Origin of the sequence: Achromobacter sp., from assembly GCF_050285585.1 — a bacterium.
Lineage (GTDB): Bacteria > Pseudomonadota > Gammaproteobacteria > Burkholderiales > Burkholderiaceae_B > Achromobacter.
The window spans coordinates 80,082-103,974 of the sequence record NZ_JBLZXF010000007.1; the positions used below are offsets into that span (position 1 = coordinate 80,082).

At 67.4% G+C, this 23,893-nt stretch carries 30 protein-coding genes; 18 read left to right on the plus strand and 12 right to left on the minus strand.

All coding sequences use genetic code 11. The features are described 5' to 3' along the window. The first annotated feature begins 89 nt into the window (after window positions 1-89). From ACN6PJ_RS12185 to ACN6PJ_RS12230, 10 genes are all read left to right on the plus strand, one after another. The gene (locus tag ACN6PJ_RS12185) at window positions 90-1,358 is read left to right on the plus strand and encodes an adenosylmethionine--8-amino-7-oxononanoate transaminase (protein WP_427996128.1); all 1,269 of its coding nucleotides are present in this window, start codon (window positions 90-92) and stop codon (window positions 1,356-1,358) included. A 98-nt stretch (window positions 1,359-1,456) separates the two neighbouring features. Then, complete coding sequence (locus ACN6PJ_RS12190) at window positions 1,457-2,431, plus strand: hypothetical protein (RefSeq protein ID WP_427996129.1); 975 nt, start codon at window positions 1,457-1,459, stop codon at window positions 2,429-2,431. Further along, entirely contained in the window at window positions 2,428-2,589 is a 162-nt protein-coding gene (gene ccoS, locus ACN6PJ_RS12195; RefSeq protein ID WP_062684624.1) for a cbb3-type cytochrome oxidase assembly protein CcoS, read from the plus strand. Before ACN6PJ_RS12190 ends, ccoS begins: the two co-directional genes overlap by 4 nt. Window positions 2,590-2,744: 155 nt before the next feature. Further along, the gene (gene ccoN, locus ACN6PJ_RS12200; RefSeq protein ID WP_427996130.1) at window positions 2,745-4,232 is read left to right on the plus strand and encodes a cytochrome-c oxidase, cbb3-type subunit I; all 1,488 of its coding nucleotides are present in this window, start codon (window positions 2,745-2,747) and stop codon (window positions 4,230-4,232) included. A 10-nt stretch (window positions 4,233-4,242) separates the two neighbouring features. Then, window positions 4,243-4,953 carry a cytochrome-c oxidase, cbb3-type subunit II gene (gene ccoO, locus ACN6PJ_RS12205; protein WP_427996131.1) on the plus strand — a complete coding sequence of 237 codons (711 nt, stop codon included), beginning with the start codon at window positions 4,243-4,245 and terminating at the stop codon, window positions 4,951-4,953. A 2-nt stretch (window positions 4,954-4,955) separates the two neighbouring features. Further along, on the plus strand, window positions 4,956-5,132 hold the full coding sequence (locus tag ACN6PJ_RS12210) for a cbb3-type cytochrome oxidase subunit 3 (RefSeq protein ID WP_043541861.1): 177 nt from the start codon (window positions 4,956-4,958) through the stop codon (window positions 5,130-5,132). Then, on the plus strand, window positions 5,129-6,076 hold the full coding sequence (gene ccoP, locus ACN6PJ_RS12215) for a cytochrome-c oxidase, cbb3-type subunit III (protein WP_427996132.1): 948 nt from the start codon (window positions 5,129-5,131) through the stop codon (window positions 6,074-6,076). The genes ACN6PJ_RS12210 and ccoP overlap by 4 nt, the downstream gene beginning before the upstream one ends. A gap of 73 nt (window positions 6,077-6,149) precedes the next feature. After that, window positions 6,150-7,640, plus strand: a complete 1,491-nt coding sequence (gene ccoG / locus ACN6PJ_RS12220; RefSeq protein WP_427996133.1) for a cytochrome c oxidase accessory protein CcoG — start codon at window positions 6,150-6,152, stop codon at window positions 7,638-7,640. A 20-nt stretch (window positions 7,641-7,660) separates the two neighbouring features. Then, window positions 7,661-7,870 carry a FixH family protein gene (locus ACN6PJ_RS12225; RefSeq protein WP_043541864.1) on the plus strand — a complete coding sequence of 70 codons (210 nt, stop codon included), beginning with the start codon at window positions 7,661-7,663 and terminating at the stop codon, window positions 7,868-7,870. Between the two features lie 15 nt (window positions 7,871-7,885). Next, window positions 7,886-8,122 carry a hypothetical protein gene (locus tag ACN6PJ_RS12230; protein WP_427996134.1) on the plus strand — a complete coding sequence of 79 codons (237 nt, stop codon included), beginning with the start codon at window positions 7,886-7,888 and terminating at the stop codon, window positions 8,120-8,122. A 33-nt stretch (window positions 8,123-8,155) separates the two neighbouring features. Here the strand turns inward: ACN6PJ_RS12230 and ACN6PJ_RS12235 are convergent, their stop codons facing one another. After that, window positions 8,156-8,494 carry a zinc ribbon domain-containing protein YjdM gene (locus tag ACN6PJ_RS12235; protein ID WP_427996135.1) on the minus strand — a complete coding sequence of 113 codons (339 nt, stop codon included), beginning with the start codon at window positions 8,492-8,494 and terminating at the stop codon, window positions 8,156-8,158. Window positions 8,495-8,724: 230 nt separating this feature from the next. On the opposite strand from ACN6PJ_RS12235, the gene ACN6PJ_RS12240 reads away from it, so the two are divergent. Both ACN6PJ_RS12240 and ACN6PJ_RS12245 read left to right on the plus strand, forming a co-directional pair. Then, on the plus strand, window positions 8,725-9,648 hold the full coding sequence (locus tag ACN6PJ_RS12240) for an ABC transporter ATP-binding protein (RefSeq protein ID WP_427996136.1): 924 nt from the start codon (window positions 8,725-8,727) through the stop codon (window positions 9,646-9,648). Next, window positions 9,645-10,406, plus strand: coding sequence for an ABC transporter permease (locus ACN6PJ_RS12245; RefSeq protein WP_427996137.1), 762 nt, complete (start codon window positions 9,645-9,647; stop codon window positions 10,404-10,406). Before ACN6PJ_RS12240 ends, ACN6PJ_RS12245 begins: the two co-directional genes overlap by 4 nt. 19 nt (window positions 10,407-10,425) lie before the next feature. On the opposite strand, the gene ACN6PJ_RS12250 is transcribed toward ACN6PJ_RS12245, so the two are convergent. From ACN6PJ_RS12250 to ACN6PJ_RS12260, 3 genes are all read right to left on the minus strand, one after another. Next, on the minus strand, window positions 10,426-11,124 hold the full coding sequence (locus tag ACN6PJ_RS12250; protein ID WP_427996138.1) for a glutathione S-transferase family protein: 699 nt from the start codon (window positions 11,122-11,124) through the stop codon (window positions 10,426-10,428). A gap of 118 nt (window positions 11,125-11,242) precedes the next feature. Further along, window positions 11,243-11,650 (minus strand): DUF4168 domain-containing protein, encoded by a 408-nt coding sequence (locus tag ACN6PJ_RS12255; protein ID WP_427996139.1) that lies wholly within the window; start codon window positions 11,648-11,650, stop codon window positions 11,243-11,245. Between the two features lie 210 nt (window positions 11,651-11,860). After that, window positions 11,861-12,673: a sulfite exporter TauE/SafE family protein gene (locus ACN6PJ_RS12260; protein ID WP_427996140.1), complete on the minus strand. Its 813-nt coding sequence runs from the start codon at window positions 12,671-12,673 to the stop codon at window positions 11,861-11,863. A 125-nt stretch (window positions 12,674-12,798) separates the two neighbouring features. Here ACN6PJ_RS12260 and ACN6PJ_RS12265 point away from each other — a divergent pair, with 125 nt between their 5' ends. Together ACN6PJ_RS12265 and ACN6PJ_RS12270 are read left to right on the plus strand one after the other, a co-directional pair. Then, window positions 12,799-13,566 carry an AraC family transcriptional regulator gene (locus ACN6PJ_RS12265; protein ID WP_427996141.1) on the plus strand — a complete coding sequence of 256 codons (768 nt, stop codon included), beginning with the start codon at window positions 12,799-12,801 and terminating at the stop codon, window positions 13,564-13,566. A 26-nt stretch (window positions 13,567-13,592) separates the two neighbouring features. Continuing rightward, entirely contained in the window at window positions 13,593-14,792 is a 1,200-nt protein-coding gene (locus ACN6PJ_RS12270) for an FAD-dependent oxidoreductase (protein WP_427996142.1), read from the plus strand. An 18-nt stretch (window positions 14,793-14,810) separates the two neighbouring features. Here ACN6PJ_RS12270 and trhA read toward each other — a convergent pair whose 3' ends face one another. After that, window positions 14,811-15,455, minus strand: a complete 645-nt coding sequence (trhA, locus tag ACN6PJ_RS12275) for a PAQR family membrane homeostasis protein TrhA (RefSeq protein ID WP_427996143.1) — start codon at window positions 15,453-15,455, stop codon at window positions 14,811-14,813. Between the two features lie 215 nt (window positions 15,456-15,670). Here trhA and ACN6PJ_RS12280 point away from each other — a divergent pair, with 215 nt between their 5' ends. Both ACN6PJ_RS12280 and ACN6PJ_RS12285 read left to right on the plus strand, forming a co-directional pair. Further along, complete coding sequence (locus tag ACN6PJ_RS12280) at window positions 15,671-16,744, plus strand: extracellular catalytic domain type 1 short-chain-length polyhydroxyalkanoate depolymerase (RefSeq protein ID WP_427996144.1); 1,074 nt, start codon at window positions 15,671-15,673, stop codon at window positions 16,742-16,744. A 90-nt stretch (window positions 16,745-16,834) separates the two neighbouring features. Beyond that, window positions 16,835-17,350 carry a DUF1993 domain-containing protein gene (locus ACN6PJ_RS12285; protein ID WP_427996145.1) on the plus strand — a complete coding sequence of 172 codons (516 nt, stop codon included), beginning with the start codon at window positions 16,835-16,837 and terminating at the stop codon, window positions 17,348-17,350. Between the two features lie 12 nt (window positions 17,351-17,362). Here ACN6PJ_RS12285 and ACN6PJ_RS12290 read toward each other — a convergent pair whose 3' ends face one another. Next, window positions 17,363-17,869, minus strand: a complete 507-nt coding sequence (locus ACN6PJ_RS12290; protein ID WP_427996146.1) for a VOC family protein — start codon at window positions 17,867-17,869, stop codon at window positions 17,363-17,365. 69 nt (window positions 17,870-17,938) lie between these two features. Then, complete coding sequence (locus tag ACN6PJ_RS12295; protein WP_427996147.1) at window positions 17,939-18,295, minus strand: DUF1428 domain-containing protein; 357 nt, start codon at window positions 18,293-18,295, stop codon at window positions 17,939-17,941. A gap of 170 nt (window positions 18,296-18,465) precedes the next feature. Between ACN6PJ_RS12295 and ACN6PJ_RS12300 the strand changes: the two genes are divergently transcribed. Then, window positions 18,466-19,446, plus strand: coding sequence for a GlxA family transcriptional regulator (locus ACN6PJ_RS12300; protein ID WP_427996148.1), 981 nt, complete (start codon window positions 18,466-18,468; stop codon window positions 19,444-19,446). 12 nt (window positions 19,447-19,458) lie between these two features. On the opposite strand, the gene ACN6PJ_RS12305 is transcribed toward ACN6PJ_RS12300, so the two are convergent. The 4 genes from ACN6PJ_RS12305 to ACN6PJ_RS12320 all read right to left on the minus strand — a co-directional run bounded on the left by ACN6PJ_RS12305 (window position 19,459) and on the right by ACN6PJ_RS12320 (window position 22,611). Further along, a complete protein-coding gene (locus tag ACN6PJ_RS12305; protein ID WP_427996149.1) occupies window positions 19,459-19,911 on the minus strand; it encodes an N-acetyltransferase family protein in 453 nt (150 codons plus the stop codon). An 18-nt stretch (window positions 19,912-19,929) separates the two neighbouring features. Next, window positions 19,930-20,484 carry a hypothetical protein gene (locus ACN6PJ_RS12310; RefSeq protein WP_427996150.1) on the minus strand — a complete coding sequence of 185 codons (555 nt, stop codon included), beginning with the start codon at window positions 20,482-20,484 and terminating at the stop codon, window positions 19,930-19,932. Between the two features lie 259 nt (window positions 20,485-20,743). Further along, window positions 20,744-21,628 carry a TauD/TfdA dioxygenase family protein gene (locus tag ACN6PJ_RS12315; protein WP_427996151.1) on the minus strand — a complete coding sequence of 295 codons (885 nt, stop codon included), beginning with the start codon at window positions 21,626-21,628 and terminating at the stop codon, window positions 20,744-20,746. 14 nt (window positions 21,629-21,642) lie between these two features. After that, entirely contained in the window at window positions 21,643-22,611 is a 969-nt protein-coding gene (locus ACN6PJ_RS12320) for a Bug family tripartite tricarboxylate transporter substrate binding protein (protein ID WP_427996152.1), read from the minus strand. A 94-nt stretch (window positions 22,612-22,705) separates the two neighbouring features. Between ACN6PJ_RS12320 and ACN6PJ_RS12325 the strand changes: the two genes are divergently transcribed. Next, entirely contained in the window at window positions 22,706-23,353 is a 648-nt protein-coding gene (locus tag ACN6PJ_RS12325) for an IclR family transcriptional regulator (RefSeq protein WP_427996153.1), read from the plus strand. Window positions 23,354-23,365: 12 nt separating this feature from the next. On the opposite strand, the gene ACN6PJ_RS12330 is transcribed toward ACN6PJ_RS12325, so the two are convergent. Next, entirely contained in the window at window positions 23,366-23,770 is a 405-nt protein-coding gene (locus ACN6PJ_RS12330; RefSeq protein ID WP_427996154.1) for a RidA family protein, read from the minus strand. Window positions 23,771-23,893 lie beyond the last annotated feature (123 nt).

The window sequence follows — 23,893 nt, forward strand, 5'->3', positions numbered from 1 at the left end:
GAATGCGGGCCATTGTAGTGGAGGCGGACGGCGTCCTTTCCCGGCAGCGCCGGGCGGGGCCCGGGCCGCCGGTTTTCAGGAGGTAATCCATGCACATGCCCGATTGGGTGGCCCGGGGCCAGCCCCATATCTGGCTTCCCTATGCCCAGATGAAAACGGCGACGCCGCCGTTGCCCGTGGTGCGCAGCCACGGCAGCCGGCTGGAACTGGCCGACGGCCGCAGCCTGATCGACGGGGTGGCCTCCTGGTGGACCGCTTGCCATGGCTACAACCATCCGCACATCGCGCAGGCGGTCCGAGCGCAATTGGACGCCATGCCGCACGTGATGTTCGGCGGGCTGACGCACGAGCCGGCGCTGACCCTGGCGCGCCGGCTGGCCGGGCTGCTCGGTCCGGGGCTGGAGCGGGTCTTCTATACGGATTCGGGCTCGGTGGCGGTGGAGGTCGCCATGAAGATGGCGCTGCAGTTCTGGCTGAACCGGGGCGAGCGCGGCCGCGACCGTTTCCTGGCGTTCCGGGGCGGCTATCACGGGGATACTTTCGGCACCATGGCGGTGTGCGATCCGGAGGAGGGCATGCACAGCCTGTTCCGGGGCATGCTGGCCCAGCACGACATCGTGGACCTGCCGCGCGGCGAGGCGGAACTGGCAGCGCTGGAGGCTCACCTGGACAAGCACGGCGAGCGGCTTGCCGGGATCCTGGTCGAGCCGCTGGTGCAGGGAGCGGGCGGCATGCTGCTGCACGACCCGGAAGTGCTGCGGCGGCTGCGCCGCCTGGCCGACCAGCACGGCCTGCTGCTGATCTTCGACGAGATCTTCACCGGCTTCGGGCGGACGGGCGCGATGTTCGCGTTCGAACAGGCCGGCATCCGGCCGGACATCCTGACGCTCTCCAAGGCCCTGACCGGCGGCACCTTGCCGCTGGCCGCCACGGTGGCCAGCGGCCGGGTGTTCGACGCATTCTGGTCCGACGATCCTTCGCACGCGCTGATGCACGGCCCCACCTTCATGGGCAATGCGCTGGCCTGCGCGGCGGCCAACGCCTCGCTGGACCTGTTCGAGACCGAACCGCGGCTGGCGCAGGCCGCGGCCATTTCCGAGGCGCTGGCGGCGGGGCTGGAGCCGTGCCGCGAACGCGACTGGGTGCGCGACGTGCGGGTGCTGGGCGCCATCGGGGTGGTGGAACTGGACGGCATCGCCGATCGCGAGGCCCTGAAACGGCGCCTGGTGGAGGCCGGGGTCTGGGTGCGGCCCTTCGGCAACGTGGTCTATCTGACTCCGGCGCTGACCATCGGCGAGGATGACCTGGCCAGCCTGATGCGGGCCGTGACCGGCGTGTTGCGCCGGCAGCGCCCCTGATCCCCGGCCGGGCTCCCGGCATGGGGGCTCGGCAAGCCGGATCGCGCGCCTTGATTCAGATCAAGGCATGGGCCCGGCGCGCTGGTTACCATCGGCGCATGCGAGCAAAATCGATCTTCGCCGTCCCGGCGGCCCTGTCCCAGCCAGAACGCCAGCAGCGCCGCCATGCGCTGGTGCGCCTGTCGCTGGCGTGGCTGGCGATGATGCAGGTCATGATGTTCGCCTGGCCCGGCTACCTGCGGCACGACAGCATGCCGGCGGACGCGCTGGAAACGCTGGACTGGGCCATCGTGCTGATGAACTGGGCCAGCCTGGCGCTGACCGTGCCGGTGGTGCTGTATTCGGCTTGGCCGATCTGGCGCCATGCCGGCGACAACCTGCGGCGCGGCCGCGCCGGCATGGACGTGCCGGTGGCGCTGGGCATCGTCGCCGCCTTCATTCCCAGCGTCCACGCCACCTATACCGGCCGGGGCGAGGTCTATTTCGATTCGGTCACGATGTTCGTGGCCTTTCTGCTGACCGCGCGCTACCTGGAATTGTGCGCCCGCCAGTCCTTCGGCGGCGCGGCCGGCGGGCTGCGCCATGAGCGCGTGGAGGCCCAGCGGCTCGAACTCGGCGCCCGCGCCGACCGCCTCGCATCGCGCTTCGTGATGGCGCAGGTCGCGCTGGCGCTCGCCGCCGCGGCCGCCTGGGCCTGGATCGACCCGGCCCACAGCATTCCCGTGATGGTGGCCCTGCTGGTGATGAGCTGCCCCTGCGCCATGTCGATGGCCGTGCCCACCGCCATGGCCTCCGCGCATTCGGCGCTGGCAGCCCGCCCCGACATGCCCGACGCGGCGCTGGACGCGCTGCTTGCCGAGGCGCGGCGCAAGGCCCGCCAGAACCTCAACGGCTCGCTGGTCTGGCATCTGCTCATGACGCCGCTGGCGCTGGTCGGCTGGGTCACGCCGTGGCTGGCCGCGATCACCATGCTGGTGTCGTCGCTGGCCGTCGCCTACAACTCCTGGCGCCTGTGCCGGCGCGACTGGTCCGGCGACCTGCCGTCCGGCGCCGCGCTGGAAGCGGCGCCATGACCATCCTCTATCTGCTGCTGCCCCTGTCCCTGCTCTTCGTGCTGGCTATCGGCGTTTCGCTCTGGTGGGCCGTCTTCAACGGCCAGTACGACGACACCGACGACGCCGGCACCGCCATCCTGCGCGACGACGACAGCGGCCCCGCCGGCCGCGGCTGAGGCCGTCCGCATCCGCGGTCGCGCCATAGATCTGTTGCGCAAGCCGCGCGTTCCCCTGTACCGCCTGTAGGGTTTGATCCAAATCAACGTCCGTTTATCCGCCAGCCCCCATCATTGCAACCTGGATCTATTTGTTTCTCTTTAGGGGTAGGGTGATGAACGATTGCACAGCAATCGCAAGCAAGGCCGATACCTTCAACTACAAGATCGTGAGGCAGTTCGCACTCATGACGGTAGTCTGGGGCATCGTCGGCATGGCTGTCGGCGTATTTATCGCCGCGCAGTTGATCTGGCCGCAGCTGAACTTCGATATCGCGTGGTTGTCGTACGGCCGCCTGCGCCCGCTGCACACCAACGCGGTCATTTTCGCGTTCGGCGGCAGCGCGCTGTTCACGACGTCGTACTACGTGGTCCAGCGCACCTGTCAGGCGCGCCTGTTTTGCGGTCCGCTGGCCGCGTTCACGTTCTGGGGCTGGCAGATCGTCATCGTCGCCGCCGCCATCACCTTGCCCCTGGGTTTCACCAGCAGCAAGGAGTACGCCGAACTGGAATGGCCCATCGACATCCTGATCACCCTGGTCTGGGTGGCCTACGCCATCGTGTTCTTCGGCACGATCGTCAAGCGCCGCTCCAAGCACATCTACGTGGCCAACTGGTTCTTCGGCTCGTACATCCTCACGATCGCCATCCTGCACATCTTCAATAACATCGAGATGCCGGTCACGCTGTGGAAGTCCTACTCGGCCTACGCCGGCGTGCAGGACGCCATGGTGCAGTGGTGGTACGGCCACAACGCCGTCGGCTTCTTCCTGACCACCAGCTTCCTGGGCATGATGTATTACTTCGTGCCGAAGCAGGCCGGCCGCCCCATCTATTCCTACCGCCTGTCCATCGTCCACTTCTGGGCGCTGGCGTTCACGTACATGTGGGCGGGCCCGCACCACCTGCTGTACACCTCGCTGCCCGACTGGACCCAGTCGCTGGGCATGACGTTCTCGCTGATCCTGCTGGCGCCTTCGTGGGGCGGCATGATCAACGGCATCATGACCCTGCAGGGCGCCTGGTACAAGCTGCGCACCGACCCAATCCTGAAGTTCATGGTGACGGCGCTGTCGTTCTACGGCATGTCGACCTTCGAAGGCTCGATGATGTCGATCCGCACGGTCAACGCGCTGTCGCACTATACGGACTGGACCATCGGCCACGTGCACTCGGGCGCCCTGGGCTGGGTCGCCATGATCTCCTTCGGCTCGCTCTACTACCTGATTCCGCGCCTCTACGGCCGTGAAAAGATGTATAGCGTGAAGGCCATCGAACTGCACTTCTGGATCGCGACCATCGGCGTGGTGCTCTACATCGCCGCCATGTGGATCGCCGGCGTGCAGCAGGGCCTGATGTGGCGCGATACCGCGGCCGACGGCACCCTGGTGTACAGCTTCGTCGAAGAATTGAAGACGCGGGTTCCGTATTACCTGATCCGCCTGCTGGGTGGCACGCTGTTCCTGTCGGGTGTGTTCGTCATGGCCTGGAACGTGTGGATGACGGTGCGCGGCGCGCGCCCGGTCAACCCCGCCATTCCGCAAGACGATCCCCATGCCGCGCGTCCGTCGGTCCCCGCGACCGCCGTGCCGGCCACTGCTTGACGAGGACATCATGGCCAAAAAGCAACACGGCTTCTTTTCCCACGAGACGCTCGAGAAGAACATCGGCTGGATGATCATCGCCAGCATCCTGGTGGTGTCCTTCGCGGGCCTGGTCCAGATCATCCCGCTGTTCTTCCAGCACAGCACGACCCAGGCCGTCGCGGGTGTCGAACCCTACAGCCCGCTGCGGCTGATGGGCCGCGACGTCTACATCCGCGAAGGCTGCGTCGGCTGCCATTCGCAGCAGGTGCGCGTGCTGGCCGCCGAGGTGCAGCGCTACGGTTCATACTCGATCGCGGCGGAATCGGTCTTCGACCATCCGTTCCTGTGGGGCTCCAAGCGCACGGGTCCCGACCTGGCGCGCGTGGGCGAGCGCTACTCCGACGACTGGCACCGCATCCACCTGCGCGATCCGCGCAAGGTGGTGCCGGAGTCCAACATGCCCGCCTATCCCTGGCTGGAAAAGACGGTCATCACCGGCCAGAACGTGGATGAGCGCATGCGGGCGCTGCGCAAGCTGGGCGTGCCCTACACCGACGAGGAAATCGCGGCGGCGCCCAAGGCCATCGAAGGCAAGACCGAGGAAGACGCGCTGGTCGCCTATCTGCAGGGCCTGGGCGTGGGCGTGCGCAAGGCCAAGCAGGCCGAGCAGGCCAAGCAGGCGGAGGCGGCCGGCAAGGCGGCCCAGTCCGCCTCGCAGCCGGCCGCCACGGGAGGCTGACCATGCTGGGCTATCTGAGCGCAATCGTCACCGCCATCTCGATGGCAACCTTTTTCGGCATTGTCTGGTGGGCCTGCTCGCGCGGCCGCCAGAGCGCCAATCGCGAATCGGCCATGCTGCCGTTCGCACTGCCCGATGAATTCGGGCCGGCACAACAAGATGGAGCGAATCGGTCATGAGCGATTTCGTTAGTGGCTTCTGGGGGTATTTCATCTCGATCATCGCCGTGGGCGGCGTGCTCTGGTGCGTCTGGCTGCTGTATACGCAGCGCCGCTGGCTCAGCACCAAGCCGGCCAACGGCCAGGTCGAGGACACGGGCCACGTCTGGGACGGCGACCTGACCGAGCTCAACAATCCGGTGCCCGGCTGGTGGACGTGGATGTACCTGCTGGCCTGCGCGTTCGCGCTGGGCTATCTGTTCTTCATGCCGGGCCTGGGCGAGTACAAGGGCCAGCTGGGTTTCAGCAGCACGCAGGAAGTCGCGCAGCAGCAGGCCCGGATGGCCGAGGCCGTGCGCCCGATCTACGCGCGCTTCGAGACCATGGACATTCCGCAGATCGCCCAGGATCCGGGCGCCCGCGAGATCGGCCAGCGCCTGTTCCTGAACACCTGCGCGCAGTGCCACGGTTCCGACGCCAAGGGCGGCCCCAGCTTCCCCAACCTGGCGGACGGCGACTGGCTGCACGGCGGTTCTCCGGAAGCCATCACGCAGACCATCACGCATGGACGCGTCGGCGTGATGCCGCCCTGGAAGGCGGCGATCGACCCCAAGACGGCCGGCGACATCGCCCAGTACGTGCGGTCTCTGTCGGGCCTGACGGCCGATCCGGTCCGGGTTTTCCGCGGCAAGCGCGAGTTCGCCAACTTCTGCGTCGCCTGTCACGGCGTGGACGGCAAGGGCAATCAGGCCATGGGCGCTCCCAACCTCACGGACGACGTATGGCTGTACGGCAGTTCCGAGGCGACCATCGTGAAGACGATCCTGGATGGCCGCGACAACCGCATGCCCGCGCACCAGGACATCCTGACGCCCGAGCAGATCAAGATCCTGACGGCATGGGTCTGGGGCTTGTCGAACAAGCCCGGCGCAGCGCCCCAGGCATCGGCCGAGGCCGCGAAGTAAAGGGCATACACGGCGCTTAGGTGGGAGCGCAAGACGGCTCCCACATCACTGGACTTACAGCAGGGAGCAGCAAATGGAAGATGGGTCAACCGCAAGCGTCGGCAATTCGCCTGGCGGTGACCCGCCGCCCTGGCGGCCGTACACGAGGCCGCCGCGTCCCGGGCAGGAGACCCTGGAGCAGACGCTGGCGGGCGTGCGCAGCAAGATCTACCCGCGATCCGTCAGCGGCATCTTCGCCCGCTGGCGCATCGCGTTCGTCTTTATCACGCAGCTGATCTTCTACGGCCTGCCCTGGCTCCAGTGGAACGGGCGCCAGGCCGTGCTGTTCGACCTGGGCGCGCGCAAGTTCTATCTCTTCGGTCTGGTGCTGTGGCCGCAGGACGTGGTCTATCTGGCGGTGCTGCTCGTCATCTCGGCACTGGCGCTGTTCCTGTTCACCGCGGTGGCGGGCCGCCTGTTCTGCGGCTATGCCTGTCCGCAGACCGTCTATACCGAGATCTTCATGTGGATCGAGCGCAAGGTCGAAGGCGACCGCATCGCGCGCATCCGCCTGGATGAATCGCCCTGGACCTGGCGCAAGGCCCGGCTGAAGCTGACCAAGCATTTCCTCTGGATCGCGCTGGCGTGGTGGACGGGCTCGACCTTCATCGGCTATTTCGCGCCCATCCGCGAACTGGGCCACGAGCTCTTCGCCTTGCAACTGGGGCCCTGGCAGTGGTTCTGGATGCTGTTCTACGGCTTCGCCACCTGGGGCAACGCCGGCTTCATGCGCGAATCGGTGTGCAAGTACATGTGCCCCTACGCGCGCTTCCAGAGCGTGATGGTGGACCCGGACACCTTCGTGGTCACCTACGACAAGCGCCGCGGCGACCCGCGAGGCGGACGCTCGCGCAAGGTCGACCACAAGGCGGCCGGAATGGGCGACTGCGTCGATTGCAGCCTGTGCGTGCAGGTCTGTCCGACGGGCATCGACATCCGGGACGGCCTGCAATACATGTGCATCGGCTGCGGCGCCTGTATCGACGCCTGTGAACAGGTCATGGACAAGATGCAGTACGAGCCGGGGCTGATCCGCTATACCTCGGAGCGCGCGATGCTCGACGGCCTGTCCGCCAAGAGCGCGCGGTCCCACCTGCTGCGTCCGCGCGTGCTGATATACGGCACGCTGATCCTGGCGCTGGCCGTCGCGTTCGTGGCCTCGCTGGCCATGCGCAACCCCTTGCGGGTCGACATCATCCGCGACCGCGGCGCGCTGGGCCGCGAAGTGGCCGGCGGCCTGATCGAAAACGTGTACCGGCTGCAGATCATCAACACGTCCGACCAGCCCATGCACCTGCGCCTGTCGGCCGAGGGCATGCCGGGCCTGGCCGTGCTGGCGGGCCAGCAGGGCGCCGACACCGTGGACGTCGAGCCCGCGGCCAACAAGCTGGTGCCGATGGTGATCCGCGCGCCGGCGGGCTCGCAGCCCGGCGCCCATCCCATCACGCTGCGCGCGCGCGGCCAGGACGGCGAGAACCGCCGCATCGAAACCGACGAAGCCGCGAGCTTCTACGTCCCCGACTAAGCACTGAAAAGGATATGCCCATGAATGCCGCTCCCGCCGCGCAGCCAGTCAAGCCCTGGTACCGTGAACCCTGGCCGTGGATACTCATGGCCGGGCCTTTCGCCGCCATGATCGGCTGCTTCGTCACGATCTATTTCGCGTTTACGAATTTCACCAACCAGCCGATCCAGGACGGCGTCGTCAAGCGCGGCCTGGTCGTCGAGCAGGCCGCGCCGAGCGCCAATCCGTAAACCTGGAGTGCACAGATGGGCTTGCGATCGTTGATGTGGATACTGTGGCCGTCGTTTCTGGCGGCAGCGGCGGGGAGCGCGCTGATCTTCGCCCTGATCGACCCGCTGGACGTGGCGATCTTCGGCCACGTGCCGACGGGGCGCATGGGCTTCTACACAGTGTCCTTTTTCGTGCTTTGGGTCATGGCGGGCCTGTCCAGCACGCTGACGGCCTACCTGATGCCCAAGCCCGACGAAGACGAGGAGCTGTAGCCCCGTCCGCCGGGCTCGCGGCCCGCGCGGGGCCTAGACCTTCTTGACGAATTCCGACTTGAGGCTCATGGGGCCGAAGCCGTCGATCTTGCAGTCGATGTCGTGGTCGCTGTCGACGAGCCGGATGCCCTTGACCTTGGTCCCCATCTTGATCACGCCGCCGGACCCCTTGAGCTTCAGGTCCTTGATGACGGTGACGGTATCGCCGTCCTGGAGGACGTTGCCGGCCGAGTCGCGGTAGATCTTGGCTTCTTCGGCGGCTTCGGCCGCCTGCTGCGGCCATTCATGCGCGCATTCCGGGCAGATAAAGAGGCCGCCGTCTTCGTAGGTGAATTCGGACTGGCACTTCGGACAGGCGGGCAATGCGCTCACGGGTAAATCTCTCTTGTGGACCGCGCTTTCGCGCAATGCGTAAGTATACGGCGCGCAGGCCTGCGGCAGCGGCTCGCACGACGGGGTCCCGGCCCGTCCAGCCCTGCATTGCAGGCCTGCGGTGCAAGCCGCCGCGGCCGGTTTCCAAAACACACTGTTCCGCCACGCCAAACAAGCCGCCCCGGCGCGGCGGGTAAAATCCCTGGCTATCGATCAAGTGGGGGGCGCGAGTGCAGCCGGTCATTTCAGTCCAGGATTTATCCAAACGGTACGCATCGGGATTCCAGGCGCTCAGGAACGTGAACCTGGATATCCGGCGCGGCGAGATCTTCGCCCTGCTGGGACCGAACGGCGCGGGCAAGACGACGTTGATCAGCATAATCTGCGGCATCGTCAACCCGACCGGGGGCAGGGTGCTGGCCGACGGCCACGATATCGTGGCCGAATTCCGCGCGGCGCGCGCCAAGATCGGGCTGGTGCCGCAGGAGATCTCCACCGACGCGTTCGAAAGCGTCTGGAACACCGTCAACTTCAGCCGGGGCCTGTTCGGCAAGCCGACCGACCACGTCTACGTCGAGAAGGTGCTGCGCGACCTGTCCCTCTGGGACAAGAAGGACAGCCGCATCATGGCGCTGTCGGGCGGCATGAAGCGCCGCGTCATGATCGCCAAGGCGCTGTCGCACGAGCCCGCGATCCTCTTCCTGGACGAGCCCACCGCCGGGGTGGACGTCGAGTTGCGGCGCGGCATGTGGGAAATGGTGCGGCGGTTGCGCGAAAGCGGCGTCACCATCATCCTGACCACGCACTACATCGAGGAAGCCCAGGAAATGGCCGACCGGATCGGCGTGATCCGCAAGGGCGAGATCATCCTCGTCGAGGAAAAGCATGCGCTCATGAAAAAGCTCGGCAAGCGCCAGCTGGCCCTGACCCTGAAGGCGCCGCTGCCGGGTATTCCGACGGCGCTGGACGGCTTCCAGCTGGACTTGTCGGCCGACGGCCATACGCTGGTCTATACCTACGACAACCAGGGCGGCGGCGAGATCTCGCGGCTGCTGCACGAGCTGGGCAGGCTGGAGATCGAATTCACCGACCTGAACACTTCGGAAAGCTCGCTCGAGGATATCTTTGTCAGCCTGGTGCACGGTCAATCATGAATTTCTACGCCATCCGCGCTATCTACCTGTTTGAAATGGCCCGCGCGTGGCGCACGCTCATGCAGAGCGTGCTGTCGCCCGTGATCTCCACGTCGCTGTATTTCGTGGTGTTCGGATCCGCCATCGGCTCGCACATGGTCGAGATCGACGGGGTGAGCTACGGCGCCTTCATCGTGCCCGGCATGATCATGCTGTCGCTGTTGACGCAGAGCATCGCCAACGCCTCCTTCGGCATCTACATGCCCAGGTTTTCCGGCACCATCTACGAAATCCACTCCGCGCCCATTTCCTACGTGGAGATCGTCATGGGCTATGTCGGGGCGGCCGCCAGCAAGTCCATCATCCTGGGGCTGATCATGCTGGCCACGGCGCGGCTGTTCGTGGCTTTCGAGGTGGCGCATCCGGTCTGGATGCTGGCCTTCCTGGTCCTCACTTCCGTAACCTTCAGCCTGTTCGGCTTCATCATCGGCATCTGGGCCGACGGTTTCGAGAAGCTCCAGATCATCCCGCTGATGATCATCACGCCGCTGACCTTCCTGGGCGGCACCTTCTATTCCATCAAGATGCTGCCGCCTTTCTGGCAGGCCGTCACGCTGTTCAACCCGGTCGTATATCTGGTCAGCGGGTTCCGCTGGGCGTTCTACGGTGTGGCCGACGTCAGCGTGGGCATCAGCGTGGGCATGACGCTGGCCTTCCTGCTCGCCTGCGTGCTGGGCGTGCGCTGGATCTTCAAGACGGGCTACCGGCTCAAGACCTAGCGCCGGCGCCGTCCGGCGTTTACGGGGCGCAGACCGGCGCGGCGCGCGCCATGCCGCCGTAGGCGTCCAGCAGCCGTTCGCGCCAGGCGTGGACGGGATCGTCCTCGGCCAGCAGTTCCAGGGGGCAGGTGCAACGGGCCCACATGAACATGCCGAACACCGCGTAGTCCGCGTAGGCGGGATGCTCGCCCGACAGATAGGGCTGCCTGCCCAGCGTTTGCCGCAGCGGCAGCAGCGACGCGCGCAGCGCGGCGATCTGCTCGTCCCGGACCGCGGGCAGGTCCTCCAGCCGGCCGAAGCGTTTTTCGCGCGTGGCGCGGAAGTAGTCCTTGTCCTTGTCGTGGATCAGGCCATGGATGCTGGGCAGCAGCAGGCGGGCCAGCGTGGGGACCAGCGTGGCGTCCGCCCAGGCGTTCGCAAACAGGCTCAGCGCGCGGCCGGCCGCGCCGCCGAACAGGGACGGGCGTTCGGGGAAGGTCTCCTCCAGATAGCAGGCGATCTGCCAGGAGTCGCTCACCACGCGCGTGCCGTGCACCAGCACCGGCACCAGTTTCTGGCCGGAGAAATCGATGGCTTCTTTCTCGGTGAAGCGCCAGGGCACGGTCGTGGCGGACAGGCCCTTGTGGGCCAGCGCCATGTGCGTCTTCCAGCAATGCGGGCTGAACCGCAGCGACGGGTCGGCGCCCGCCAGGTCATAGAGGGTGAGATCCGGGGTCAAGATGCCGCGCTCCTTGGACAGGACTGGGGGAGTAACGGAAACAGCATAACTGCAGAAAGAAAAAACGCCACGCTCCCGAAGGCGCGTGGCGTCTGCCGCGGCGGGGGTTGCGACGGCATTACTTGGTGGCGGGGCCGCCCTTGCTCATGTTCATCACGCGTTGCTTGAGCTGGGGATCCTGCTGCACGGCCTGGCCGATGCCGTTGAATTCCTCGACGGTCAGCCCGTCCGCGCGGACCAGTTGCACCATCTTGGCATCGGCTTCCTGGACGACTTGCTGTTTGGCTTCGTCCGTCTTGGCGGCGTCGACCTTGGGCCGGTATTCGTCCACGACGCCGGAGATCTTCTGCGAGGCCGACGCGAAGCGCTGCAGTTGCTGGTCGGTCGGTTGTATCGCGGGCGGAGGCGCCATTTGCTGCTGGGCCTGGGCTTGCGCCTGGCTGGCCTGTTGCGCAAGGGCGGGGGCACCGGACAGCGCCGTCGTGAGCAGGGCGGCGGATAGGAATGCATAAGTGGAACGCTGCATGAAACCTCCATGTTCCGGTTGAGTGTCTGGCCATGATGACAATCGGGTCCGTCCAGGGGCAAGTTTCGCGATGTGTTTTCCTGTGTCGGCAGGCCACCGGATGCGCGCGCGGCGCGGGAGGGCGCTCCCCGCGGGGCGCCGGAAACGTTTTGCGTGTTTTCGTAGTCGCTGCTGGCCGCGATGTTTCCTTAGGTGTGCGGCGCCGGACCGCTAGACGGCGAGCATGCTCAGCATGACCAGCGCCAGCAGCAGCACATAGACGCGGGCATGCAGGCGGTCGGGGATGCGGGGAATCAGGGGCGCCGCCAGCCGGATGCCCGCCAGCGAGCCGATCGCCAGGGCGGCGAAGGCGAACAGGTCCACGTAGCCCACGATCCATGGCGCCAGGGCCTGCGGCAGGCCGCGAGCGGCCGCCATGTAGGCCAGCGTGCCGATGATGGCGACGGGCAGCGTCAGCGGGTTGGCCATCGCCGCGGCCTTGGACATGGGCAGGCCCCGGCGGCGCAGCAGCGGCACCGTCATGACGCTGCCGCCGACTCCCAGGAAGGCCGCGATCGCGCCGATGGCCGCGCCGCCGCCCACCATCACGCCCGCGCCCAGCGGCCGCGGCCGCGCTTCGCCCTGGGCCATGAAGCCCTGGCGCAGCAGACAATCCAGGATGGTCACGCCCAGATAGGCGATGAAGGCGTAGCGCACCAGTGCGCCGCTGGCGCGGGTGGCGGCCAGCGCGCCCAGCAGCGAGCCCGCCGCGATGAAGGCCGCCAGCGGCCAGACGTAGGCGCGCAGGATGTTGCCGGCGCGCTGGTGCTTGCGCGTGGCCGCCACCGAGTTGACGATCATGACGCAGGTGGAGGTGGCCACCGCGATGTGCATGGCCGCCTGGCCGATCGCGTCCTGGGCGCCGTGCGTGGCGGTCAGCACGCCGTACAGCACGGGCACCACGACGAAGCCCCCGCCGAAGCCGAACAGCACGGTCGTCACGCCGCTCAGACAACCGAAAAACGCCAGAACCAGATACATCATGCCGCCCGTCCTCCCAGGGAAAACGTTCACGATACGGCCGCCAGCCTTGGCCCGCTTTCGAGGATGGGACAATAATGTTTGAATTTCGGCCATCGATGCGCCGCCGGCCTGGCGGCCCCAGCGCCATGCGCAACGTCCATATAGACCGCTACGACCACCTGGACCGCCCCGTCGTCGCCATCGGCAACGACTATCCTCCCGGCCAGCTGCTGCCGGCGCATGCGCATCGCCGCGCCCAACTGCTGTATGGCGCCACCGGCGTCATGCAGGTCGCCACCCGCGACGGCAACTGGGTGGTGCCGCCGCAGCGCGCCGTATGGATTCCCGCCGGCGTGGTCCATGAGGTCCGCATGCTGGGCGTCAGCACCCGCAGCGCCTACATCGAACCGGGCGCGGCGCGCGCCGATGGGCAGGCATGCGAGGTGATCGAGGTATCGCCGCTGCTGCGGCAGCTGCTGATGGATGCGGTGGACATGCCTGCCGACTACGACCGGGCAGGGCGCGACGGCGCGCTGGCGGCGTTGCTGCTGCATGAGATAGCGCGCGCGCCGGTGCTCCCCCTGCATATCCCGCTGCCGCCCGACGAGCGTCTGGCGGCCCTGTGCAGAGGGTTCATCGCCGCGCCCGACGCGCGCGCCGCGCCCGAGGACTGGGCCGGCCGCCTGCATATGAGCCCGCGCACCTTCAGCCGCCATTTCCGCGTACAGACGGGCATGGCGTTTTCGGAATGGCGCCAGCGCGCCTGCGTGGTGCTGGCGCTGTCGCGCCTGGCCGCGGGCGCGGCGGTCACCAGCATCGCGCTGGATTTCGGCTACCAGAGCCCGGCCGCGTTTTCCACGATGTTCCGGCGCGTGCTGGGGCGTCCGCCCACGGAATACCTGCGCCAGGGCTAGGGCCTGTTGGTACTATGCCCGCACTCATGAAACACGCGACTCCTTCCCGCCATCCCTCCCTATCCATCGGCATCGCGGGCGCGGGCAGCGCCGGCCTGGCCACCGCCCTGGCGCTGGCGCGGGACGGCCACCAGGTGCGGGTGTTCGAAAAGCACCAGGGTTTCACCACGCAGGGCGCGGGCCTGTTGTTGCAGCCGCCGGGCGTGCGGGCGCTGAGAACGCTCGGGGTGGACGTGGAGGCGCTGAACGTCGGCGCGCCCATCGACCGCCTGCTGGGTCTTTCACATCGGGGCTGGCCGGTCGTGGATATCGACTACCAGGGCGACGGCGCGCGAGCCGTGACCCGGGCGGCCTTGGGCGAAGTGCTGTTCGACGCCGCGCGGCGGGCGGGGGTGGCGTTTTCATTCGGTTGTCCGGTCAGCGGGCTCGACACGCAGGAGGGCAGGGCCTTCGTGACGCACGGCGCGGGCGAGGGCCAGGCCCAGTCCAACTTCGACCTGTTCGTCGCGGCCGATGGCGCAGCCTCGGCGCTGCGCGAGCAGGCCGGGCTGGCCGCGCGCTCGCGCGCCTATCCATGGGGCGCCCTGTGGGGCCAGTTCTGGGTTCCGGGCTGGCCGGGCGCGACGCAGTTGCTGCAGCGGTTTCGGGGCACCCGCGAAATGATGGGGCTCTTGCCGACCGAGATCGGGCCGCGGGGCGTGCGCCTGTCTCTCTTCTGGAGCATCCGGCACGACGCCCTGCCGGCCTGGCGGGCCGCGCCCATCGGCGAATGGAAGGCGCGCCTGTTGTCCTTGTGGCCCGAGGCCGCGCCTGTGGTCGACCAGATTACAGGGCACCAAGACCTGGCGGTGGCGACCTACCGCCATACCTGGCCGCGAGGATTGGCCCGGGGCCCGTACTGCGCCGTGGGGGACGCGGGCCATGCGATGAGCCCGCAACTGGGCCTGGGCACGACGCTTGCGGCCTTGGACGCCTTGGCGCTGGCGCGGGCCCTGGGCCGGCATGGCGCGGCACGCGGGCCCGGGAAATACGCCCGCAGCCGCCTCATGCCGTCGCGGATGTATCAGACGCTGAGCCGCGCGCTGACGCCTTGCTTCCAGGCATCGGGTCCCGGGCTGTGGCGCGATCTGTTGTTCGGGGGAGCCTTGCTGGTGCCGGGCATGCGAGCGCTGATGAAGCGCGGCCTGCTGGCCATGCCGCAGCCGGACGCCGCCCGCCGCCCTTGACGAGAAGCAGCCCCGGCGTCAGGCCGCGTACCAGAGCACTGCAAAGAAGTGGCAGGCGGTGCCGGCAAGCACGAACAGGTGCCAGACGAAGTGGCTGTAGCGCCAGCGGTTGTCGAGCACGAAGAACGCTACGCCGCCCGTGTAGGCCAGCCCGCCCGCGACCAGCCACCACAGGCCGCCCGTGGGCACGTTTTCGATCAGAGGATTCACCGCGATGAGCACCAGCCAGCCCATCGCCAGGTAGAGCCCGGTGGACATCGCGGGGCGGTTGAGGCGCTTGCTGGCCTTCAGCCCCACGCCCAGCAGGGCCATGCCCCAGACCAGGCCGAAGAGGGTCCAGCCCCAGGGGCCGCGCAGCGCGCCCAGCGCGAACGGCGTGTACGTGCCCGCGATGAGCAGGTAGATGGCCGAATGGTCCAGCACATTGAAGAACTGCTTGGCGCGGCTGCGGGGCAGGGCGTGGTATATGGTGGAGGCGAGGTACAGCAGGCACATCGAGGCGGCGAAGACCGCGGCCCCCGCGATGAAGGCGGCGTCGCCCTGGCGCACGGCGGCGACGATCAGGATGGGAGCCGATGCCACGGCGCCGGCCGCGCCCACGCCGTGGCTGATGGCGTTGGCGATTTCCTCGCCGAATGTCTGGGGTCTGTCGTTGGGAAACATGAATGCGTCTTGGTGGGCCCGAAGCCTCCACCATAGGCGCTTTGATGCGCCGCCTCAAGGCCGGCGCCGCGCTTTGCGCCGGCGATGAGGGGACGGTTTGATCTTGTGCAAATCGCGGGCCGTCCCGGGGCGGCGGCGAGCGCCGGCCGGAAGTTACTGTGTGATACATTCCATGCCGGTGTCATGCTCAACGGGTTTAGTGGCCGAGGCCTCGAATGGCGCGCAGTTTTACCAGTCTGTTTTTCAAAACCGCGAAGAAACTCGGCAGGCTGCAGCGCGCCGCCTTGCGAGCGGCGGCTCCGCAGGCCGCCAAGCGGCGCAGCGCCACCCGGCGCAAGGCCACCGTCGCCGCCCGGCAGGCCGCCAAATCCGCGGCGCCCGCGGCGCCTTCCCTGGGGGGCGGGCGCTGGGAGGCCGCCAGGCAGTTCTCCGACAGCCGGGGCCAACGGCTCGGCTTTTCCCGCTATACGCCCGCTTCCGCGCCGCGCTCCGGCATGCCGCTCGTGGTGATGCTGCATGGCTGCAGGCAGACTGCGCTGGCGTTCGCGCGCGGTTCCCGCATGAATCAATGGGCCGACGCCGGCGGTTTCATGGTGCTGTATCCGCAGCAGTCGCTGGCGCGCCAGGTGCAGCGCTGCTGGCGCTGGTTCCAGCCCGACGATGCGCATGGCGGCGCCGAGGCCGACCTGATCGCAGCCCTGATCCGGTCCGAATTGGACAGGTTCGGGCTGGACCCCGAACGCATTTATGTCGCGGGCCTGTCGGCGGGCGCCGGCATGGCCGCGCTGGTGGCGCTTCGGCATCCGCGCCTGATCGCCGCCGTGGCCATGCATTCCGGGCCGGTGGTGGGCGATGCCCACAGCGCGGCCAGCGGCATCGGCACCATGCGGCGCGGCACCCTCAAGCCGTTGCTGCCCTTGTTGCAGCGCGTCGCGGATCCGGAAGTCTTCCAGCTGGGCATGCCCGCCATGATCCTGCAAGGCCAGCTGGATCCGGCGGTGGCGCCGCGCAATGCGCGCCAGCTGTTCGAACAGTTCCGCATGCTCAACGGCTTGTCGCCCGACAGCACGCCGATCGAGCACGTGCTGGGCCTGGGCACCGAAAAAGCCTATCGCCGGGTGGACATGCTGCGCGGCCAGAACACCGTGCTGCGCCTGTGCGAGGTCACGCGGCTGGAGCACGCGTGGAGCGGCGGCGACGCGTCGATCCGCTACCACGCCCGCAGCGGCCCCGATGCCTCGTCGCTGATCTGGCGCTTCTTCCAGGCGCAGCGCCGCGCGGGGAACTGAGCGCCCGGGGCGGAATGCCTGGGAAGGGGGTATGCTCGACGGGCCGGCGCATCGCGCGCCGCCCGCCATGCCTTTTTGGGAATCAATGCCATGCCCCTGTCCATGTATCAGGCTTGCGTGCCTGTCTTCGTCCGAGGTTTGTCCGTCCTGGCCGCCTTGCTGGAAAAGGGCGCCGCCCACGCCACCGCGACGGGCGCCGATCCGGCCGCGCTCATCGCTGCGCGGCTCGCTCCGGACATGTATCCGCTGTCCGGCCAGGTGCAGCGCGCCAGCGACGCGTCGAAATTCGCGGTGCAGCGGCTGTCGCGGGTGGAAGCGCCCAAATTTCCGGACGAGGAAACCACCTTCGAACAGTTGCAGGAGCGCATCGCGGCCACGATCGCATACCTGCAGGGCGTTCCGGCGGACAAGCTCGACGGCGCCGAAAGCCGCAAGATCACATTGGCTTTCGGCGACTTCCGGCAGGAGTTCCGTGGCGACGACTATCTGCTGACTTTCGCGCTGCCCAACTTCTATTTCCACGTCACGACGGCTTACGGCATCCTGCGGCAGGCGGGCGTGAAGATCGGCAAGCTCGACTTCCTGGGGCCGTACCCCCAGCCCTGACCCGAACGGCCTTCAGCCCGGCTGCTTCCTGGACGGGTCGCCGCAGCCTTCCATGCTGCCCATCTTGGCCATGTTCTGCTGGATTTCCTCCGGCGTGAGGTCGAACTTGTGCGTGGCGATGGACCAGCGGTGCCCGAACGGGTCCACCACCTGGCCGTAGCGGTCGCCCCAGAACATGTCCGCCACGGGCATCGTCATCTGGGCGCCGGCGGCCACGGCCTGCTTCATGGCGGCGTCCACGTCGTCCACGTACAGATGCAGGGTGACCGGCGTTCCCTTCAGCGCCTTGGCGCCCAGGCTGCCCCATTCGGGGAAGTCGTCCATCAGCATCAGGACGGAATCGCCGATGCGCACGGCGGCGTGCATGATCTTGCCGTTGGGGCCCGGCAGCCGCGCGAGCTCCTGGGCGTTGAAGGCTTTCTTGAAGAAGGCGATGGCGTCGGACGCGCCCTCGCACACGATGTGCGGGGTGAGCGTGTGCATGCCTTCGGGAATGGTCCTGGTTGCAGGGGTGCTCATATCGAGTCTCCGGGGTATTCGCGATTGAAAAAGAGGCGGGGGAGGGAGTTCCCGGCCGCCCCGCTCGTCCTAGTTGCCCACCAGCGTATTGAATCCCCCGCAGCACATCCGTTTGAAGTCGAATACGCCTTCGCAGCACATATCCTTCAGGCGGGCGTCCGACATGACCTGGGCATTGATCCTGTCCCGCTCCGCCTTGTTGGCGTACAGGATCCACGCGAACACGACGGTCTCGCCCTCGCGCGCGCCAGCCGCGGCGCTGAACGAGGCGAAACCTTCGCCGTCGATGTCGTCCGCCACGCCTTCGCGGTAATCGAGCGCGCCGTATTCAAGCCAGATCGCCTGGGCCTGCTGCGCCATCTTCTTGTAGGTTTCCACATTGGCTTTGGGCACGCTCAACAGGTAACCGTCTATGTACTTTTCCATCAGTGACTCCTTTGATTCGCGTTGTTCTATTGCGTTTCCGCAAGCCCGCGAGCCGTGCGCCGCGCAAGCCGGATCCGTCTCCGGTGTATGCCACTGTATCGGGATCGGCCGCGATTTCAGATAGGAGATTGCGACATTCTTGAGGGTGGATTGCGACAGCCGGCAGGCGTATGCTTTGCGGAATGAAAAACATCGCGTTCCTGCTGCCCCAAGGGGCCAACATCGCGTCGCTGGAGACCGCCAGGCACGGCTTTCTCGTCGCCAACGAGTACCTGGCCGCGCACGGGCGCGAGCCCCGGTTCAAGGTATGCACCCTGGCGCTGACGCGGGAGGTCAGGCTGGACGACGGCCGCATCACCGTGCAGGCGGACCTGGTGCTGGCCGACGCCCAGGACATCGACATCTGCATCGCCCCGCCGCTGCTCGGCTCGGTGTCCGACGCGGTGCTGTCCAACCGCGAACTCATCGAGTGGCTGTCGCGGCATCACCGCGAGGGCGGGGAGGTCGCCAGCCTGTGCATGGGCGCCGCGCTCCTGGCGGCGGGCGGCATCCTGGACGGCCAGCAGGCCGTCGTCCATTGGGTGGCGCAGAATCTGTACGCCAGCCTGTTCCCCAGCGTGCGCTGGGTCAGCGACCGCGTCGTCATGGCGGACAACGGCGTCTACACCAGCGGCGGCGCGTTTTCCGCCGCGCACCTGGTGCTGCACCTGATCGAGAAGTACACCGACCGCGACACCGCCATCTGGTGCGCCAAGTATTTCCAGCTCGACTGGAGCCGCCAAAGCCAGCTGCCGTTCTCGGTATTCATGGGGCAGAAGGCGCATGCGGACGAGGTCGTGCGCGCGGTGCAGGACTACATCGAAGGCCGCTACACGGAAAAGATCACGGTCGAGGAACTGGCCGGCCGCCACGCCATGGGGCGGCGCACCCTGGAGCGCCGCTTTCGCCAGGCCACGGGCAACAGCATCGTGGAATACGTGCAGCGCGTGCGCGTGGAAGCCGCCAAGAAGCGCCTGGAAACCTCGCGCAAGAGCGTGGCGGAAGTCATGTACGAGGTCGGCTACAACGATACCAAGGCGTTCCGCGATATCTTCAGCAAGTACTGCGGCATGTCGCCGGTGGGGTACCGCGAGCGCTACCACTTCCAGTAGCACGCCGGCAGTTCAGCCCTGGTAGCGGTACACGCGGCTATCGCGCATGACGAAGCCCGCCGATTCATACAGGTGGTGGGCCGACAGCCGCCCGGGATTCGACGTCAGGTCCAGCGTCCTGGCCTTCAGTTCGCGGCTCTTGACGATGGCGGCGTGCGTGAGCGCCATGCCGACTTTCAGGCCGCGGGCCTGTTCGTCCACCACGACGTCCTCGATCCAGGCCCGCACGCCCGTGGGGATGCGGAAGTGCACCAGGGTCAGCGTGCCGACGATGCGGCGCTCTTCGCCCATGGTGGCGATGAACACGTGGTTGGAGGGCGAACGGATGATTTCCTCCAGCGCCTCGCGCGACAGCGGCGCCGCGGTCCGCGACAACTGGGGCAGCAGGCGCGCGAACGCCGCGATCAGCGCATCGTCGGCCTGCGTGGCCAGCGTGACTTCGATGTGGTTTCCCAAGGGCTTCACCGGGCGCTCCTGCAAGGGCTATCTCGATGTTGTAGCCCACACCCGGTCTGGATACCAAGCGGTGAATTTCATCGCCCCGGCAAGCGCCGCGACCGTCACCGCGATCGCGATGACCTGCGGCAGCTGCGGGCGGTAGACCAGCAGCGCGTCCGTCGCGACCATCACCGCGAACGCCAGCGCCCAGGCGGTGGCGACGGCATACTTCGTGCGCACGAACCGGCGGCTCTTCCAGACATACTCGGGCTCCTTCTCGCGCGCGTATGCCAGCGTGAACGGCCTGCGCACGGCAATGGTCAGCAGCACGAGGAACAGCAGCCCGGCGTCCACCCTAAGGCGCGTTTCGGCAATCGTCCAGGATTCGCCGTCGACCATCGGGGCGTAAAGCGTCAGCCCGGCGAAGAGCAGCAGCGTGCCCGTTTCCATGAGCTTCGCGCGGCGCTCGGGACTGATCCAGTCGCGCAGCACCAGGCCGGCGGATACGAAGGCCCCCGTCGCCAATCCTTCCAGTACCCCCACAGCCCTCTCGATGATGACAAACATGATGAAGGGCGCGAACGCCAGCAGGATGTTCATCTCGATTCCCCGACCTTGAGCGCGCCCCTGCGCGTTTGCCGCGTCGCCATGAGAATCGAGACGCGAGCGTATTTATTTCTGCCTGTCCGCCAGGGTGCGGCATCTCTCGCCGTTCGTCCATCGCCCGCCTGGACGGGCGCGGAAGCAGGGCTCATCCATTCGGCGGCGGCGCGGCCGGCGATGCATCGTCCAGCCGGCCGGTGGGCATCGGGAAAAAGGCGTCATGCCTGCGGCCGGCGCCGCGCCGCCGGCCGGGCCGTTACCGCAGGGACTGCCCGACGGCGATCGGCCTGTCTCCGGATATCGTGGTCCGGTGCATTTCGCGGTCGAAACCGTCGTAGTCGTTCATCGCCAGGTGCTGGGTGCAGCGGTTGTCCCACAGCGCCAGCGACCCCGGCGTCCAGCGGAAGCGGCAGGTGAATTCCGGCCGCGCCGCGTGGCGGTACAGGAAATGCAGCAGCGGCTCGCTTTCCTCTTCGGTCATGCCGTCGAAGCGCAGCGTGTAGGTGCTGTTCACGTAGAGGGCCTTCCTGCCGGTGGCGGGGTGCACCCGGACCACGGGATGCACCACTTCGTTGGTGGCGCGGTCGTCGGTGCGCACGTCCATCTTGTGGGCGGGGTCGCCGTTGTTCACCACGGCGCCGCCCGCGCCGTACGAGCGGACCGGGCTGTGCACGGCGCCGAGGCCGTCGAGAATGCCCTTGAGCCGGTCGGACAGGGAGTCATAGGCGCGGTACATGTTCGCCCACATCGTGTCGCCGCCGTAGGGCGGGATGACGCGACCGTACAGCGCCGAGCCCAGCGGCGGCTCCTCGGCGTAGCTCATGTCGGTGTGCCACAGGCCGCCGAACAGGCGGCGGGTGCTTTCCGTCTTGCCTTTCATCACGGGAAGAACGGCCGGATATCCTTCCAGCGCCCGCACGAAAGGCACTTCCAGCAGGTCGCCGAAGCGCTTGCTGAAGTCGATGTGCTGCTGCGGCGTCAGTTGCTGGTCGCGGAAGAAAACCACCAGGTGTTCGTGCAGCGCGGCGCGCACTTCCTCGAACTGCTCGTCCGACAGCGGGCGCGACAGGTCCAGGCCCCGGATTTCGGCGCCCAGCGCACCGGCGATCGGGTGGGTTTCCAGATGGCGATACGTGGTCATGCTTGCCTCCTTGCCTATTGAAGTTTGATCTGGGCGCTGCGCACCAGCGCACCCCATTTCTCGGTCTCCGACGCGATATAGCGTCCAAAGCCGGCCGGCCCTTCGGCCGCGATGATGCCGCCCATGGCGCCGATCTGTTCGCGCACGTCGGGCATCGCCAGCACCGCGAGCAGTTCCTTGTTCAGGCGTTCGACGACGGGCCCGGGCGTGGCGGCCGGCGCCAGCACGCCGAACCATCCGGCGATCTCGTAGCCGGGCAGGCCCGCCTCTGCCATCGTCGGCACGTCGGGCAATTGCGGCGACCGCGCGGCGCTGGTGATGGCGAGCGCCCGCAGCTTGCCGGCCTTCACCAGCTGCAACGCCGATGGCATGTTGTCGAACATCATCGGCACATGCCCGGCCACGGTGTCGTTCAGGCCCGGCGCGCTGCCCCGGTAGGGCACATGCGTCAGCCGCAGGCCCGCCGACGAGGCGAACAGCTCGCCGGCCAGGTGCAGCGAGGTGCCCGCGCCCGGGGTGGCGTAGCCCATTGGCTCGGGCGTTTTCCTGGCGTAGGCGATCAGCTCTTGCACGGAGCGCACCGGCAGCGCGGGATTCACCACCAGCAGGTTGGGGACGCTCATCAGCATCGTCACCGGCGCCAGGTCGCGCTGCGGCTGGTAGGGCAGGTCCGGATACAGGGCGGGGTTGATGGAGATGGGGCCGATATTGCCCATCACGATGGTGTAGCCGTCCGCGGGCTGCTTCACGGCGAAGTCGGTTCCTACGTTGCCGCCGGCCCCCGCCTTGTTCTCCACGATGACGGGCTGCCCCAGCCGTTCCCCCAGCTTGTGGCTGACCAGCCGGGCCAGCATGTCCGTGGATCCGCCGGGCGGGTAGGGCACGGTCCATTTGATCGGTTGCGACGGCCACGGAGCTTGTGCCGCGGCGGGCCCCATACAGAGGGCGAGGCCCGCCGCCAAGGCGAGTGCGATGCGTTTCATGCGTTTGTCTCCTTCCCGGGCTCGCCGGTCTTGCCGGGAGCATCATTTATGTGTATTGTTCACCTAGTAATCAATATGTTTATCAGGTGAACGCGTGAAGAATAATAGATCGATCCAGCGGTGTCTATCGATCATGCGGGCCTTCCGCGGCGCCGGAAGGCCGACGCTCGCCGAGCTGGCGCGCGCGGTCGATCTGCCGCACGCAACCGTGCTGCGTTTCCTGCAGACGCTGGAGGAAGAGGGCTATGCCGCGCGTGAAGACAGCCGCTGGCGCCTGACGCCCCAGGTCTTCGAACTGGGGTTCGCGGCCATGGACAGCCTGGGGGTGACCGACGCCGTGCAGGAGCTACTGCAGAAGCTCGCCGACGCCTATTCAGGCACGTCCAACCTGGGCGAGGCCAATCCGGAGGGCGTCATCATCATCGGGCGGGCGATGGCGCCCGCCGAGCGGCGGCGCCTGGTGGTCATGAATCTGCGCGTGGGCAGCGTGCTGCCGCCGTCGAGCGCGCTGGCCGGCGGTCTGCGCCTGGCGGCCGGGCAGTGGAGCCGCTACGACTATCCCGACAGCAACCAGGTTTCGGTGGCGGTCCCCGTTCCGCAGGCCGGCTCGCGCGTGCTGTCGGTGGGCATATCCATGGACGCCTCGGAGGTCGTGGGGAACCGTCTGGAGGCGGAAATGGTGCCCGCCTTGCAGCGGGCGGCGGAAACCATCTCCGGAGTGATAAGGGTAGGCGTGGTGTGACGGCCGGCGGGTTCAGGCGCCCGCCGCGTCCGGCAGCCTGGCGATCACCTTGATTTCGAAGTCGAAGCCATAAAGCCAGGTCACGCCCACCGCGGTCAGCGTGGGGTGGGGCGCAGCGCCCCAATACTCCGGCACGACGCTCCAGATCGCTTCGAACTTCGATGCCGGGTCGACGATGAAGACCGTCACGTCCACCACGTCCTCGAACGTGCAGCCGGCTTCCGCCAGGATGGCTTGCAAATGGTCGAAGGCGAGCCGGACCTGCGCCTGCAGGCCGGGTTCCGGAGACCCGTCATCCAGGCTGCCGACCTGCCCCGACACGAACAGAAAGCCATTGGACCGGATGGCCGGGGAATAGCGGTTCCGTTCATAAAGCGCCCGGCGCCCGGGCGGAAAAACAACGTCGCGAGTTGCCATGAGTATGCTCCATCAATGGGCCGCGGCGGCCCGGCGTCAACGATGGAGGGACTGTAAGCGGCCAGCGCCCGGCGGATAAACGGGCAGATGCAGCCAGCACTATTTGTAGAATCCAAACAATCT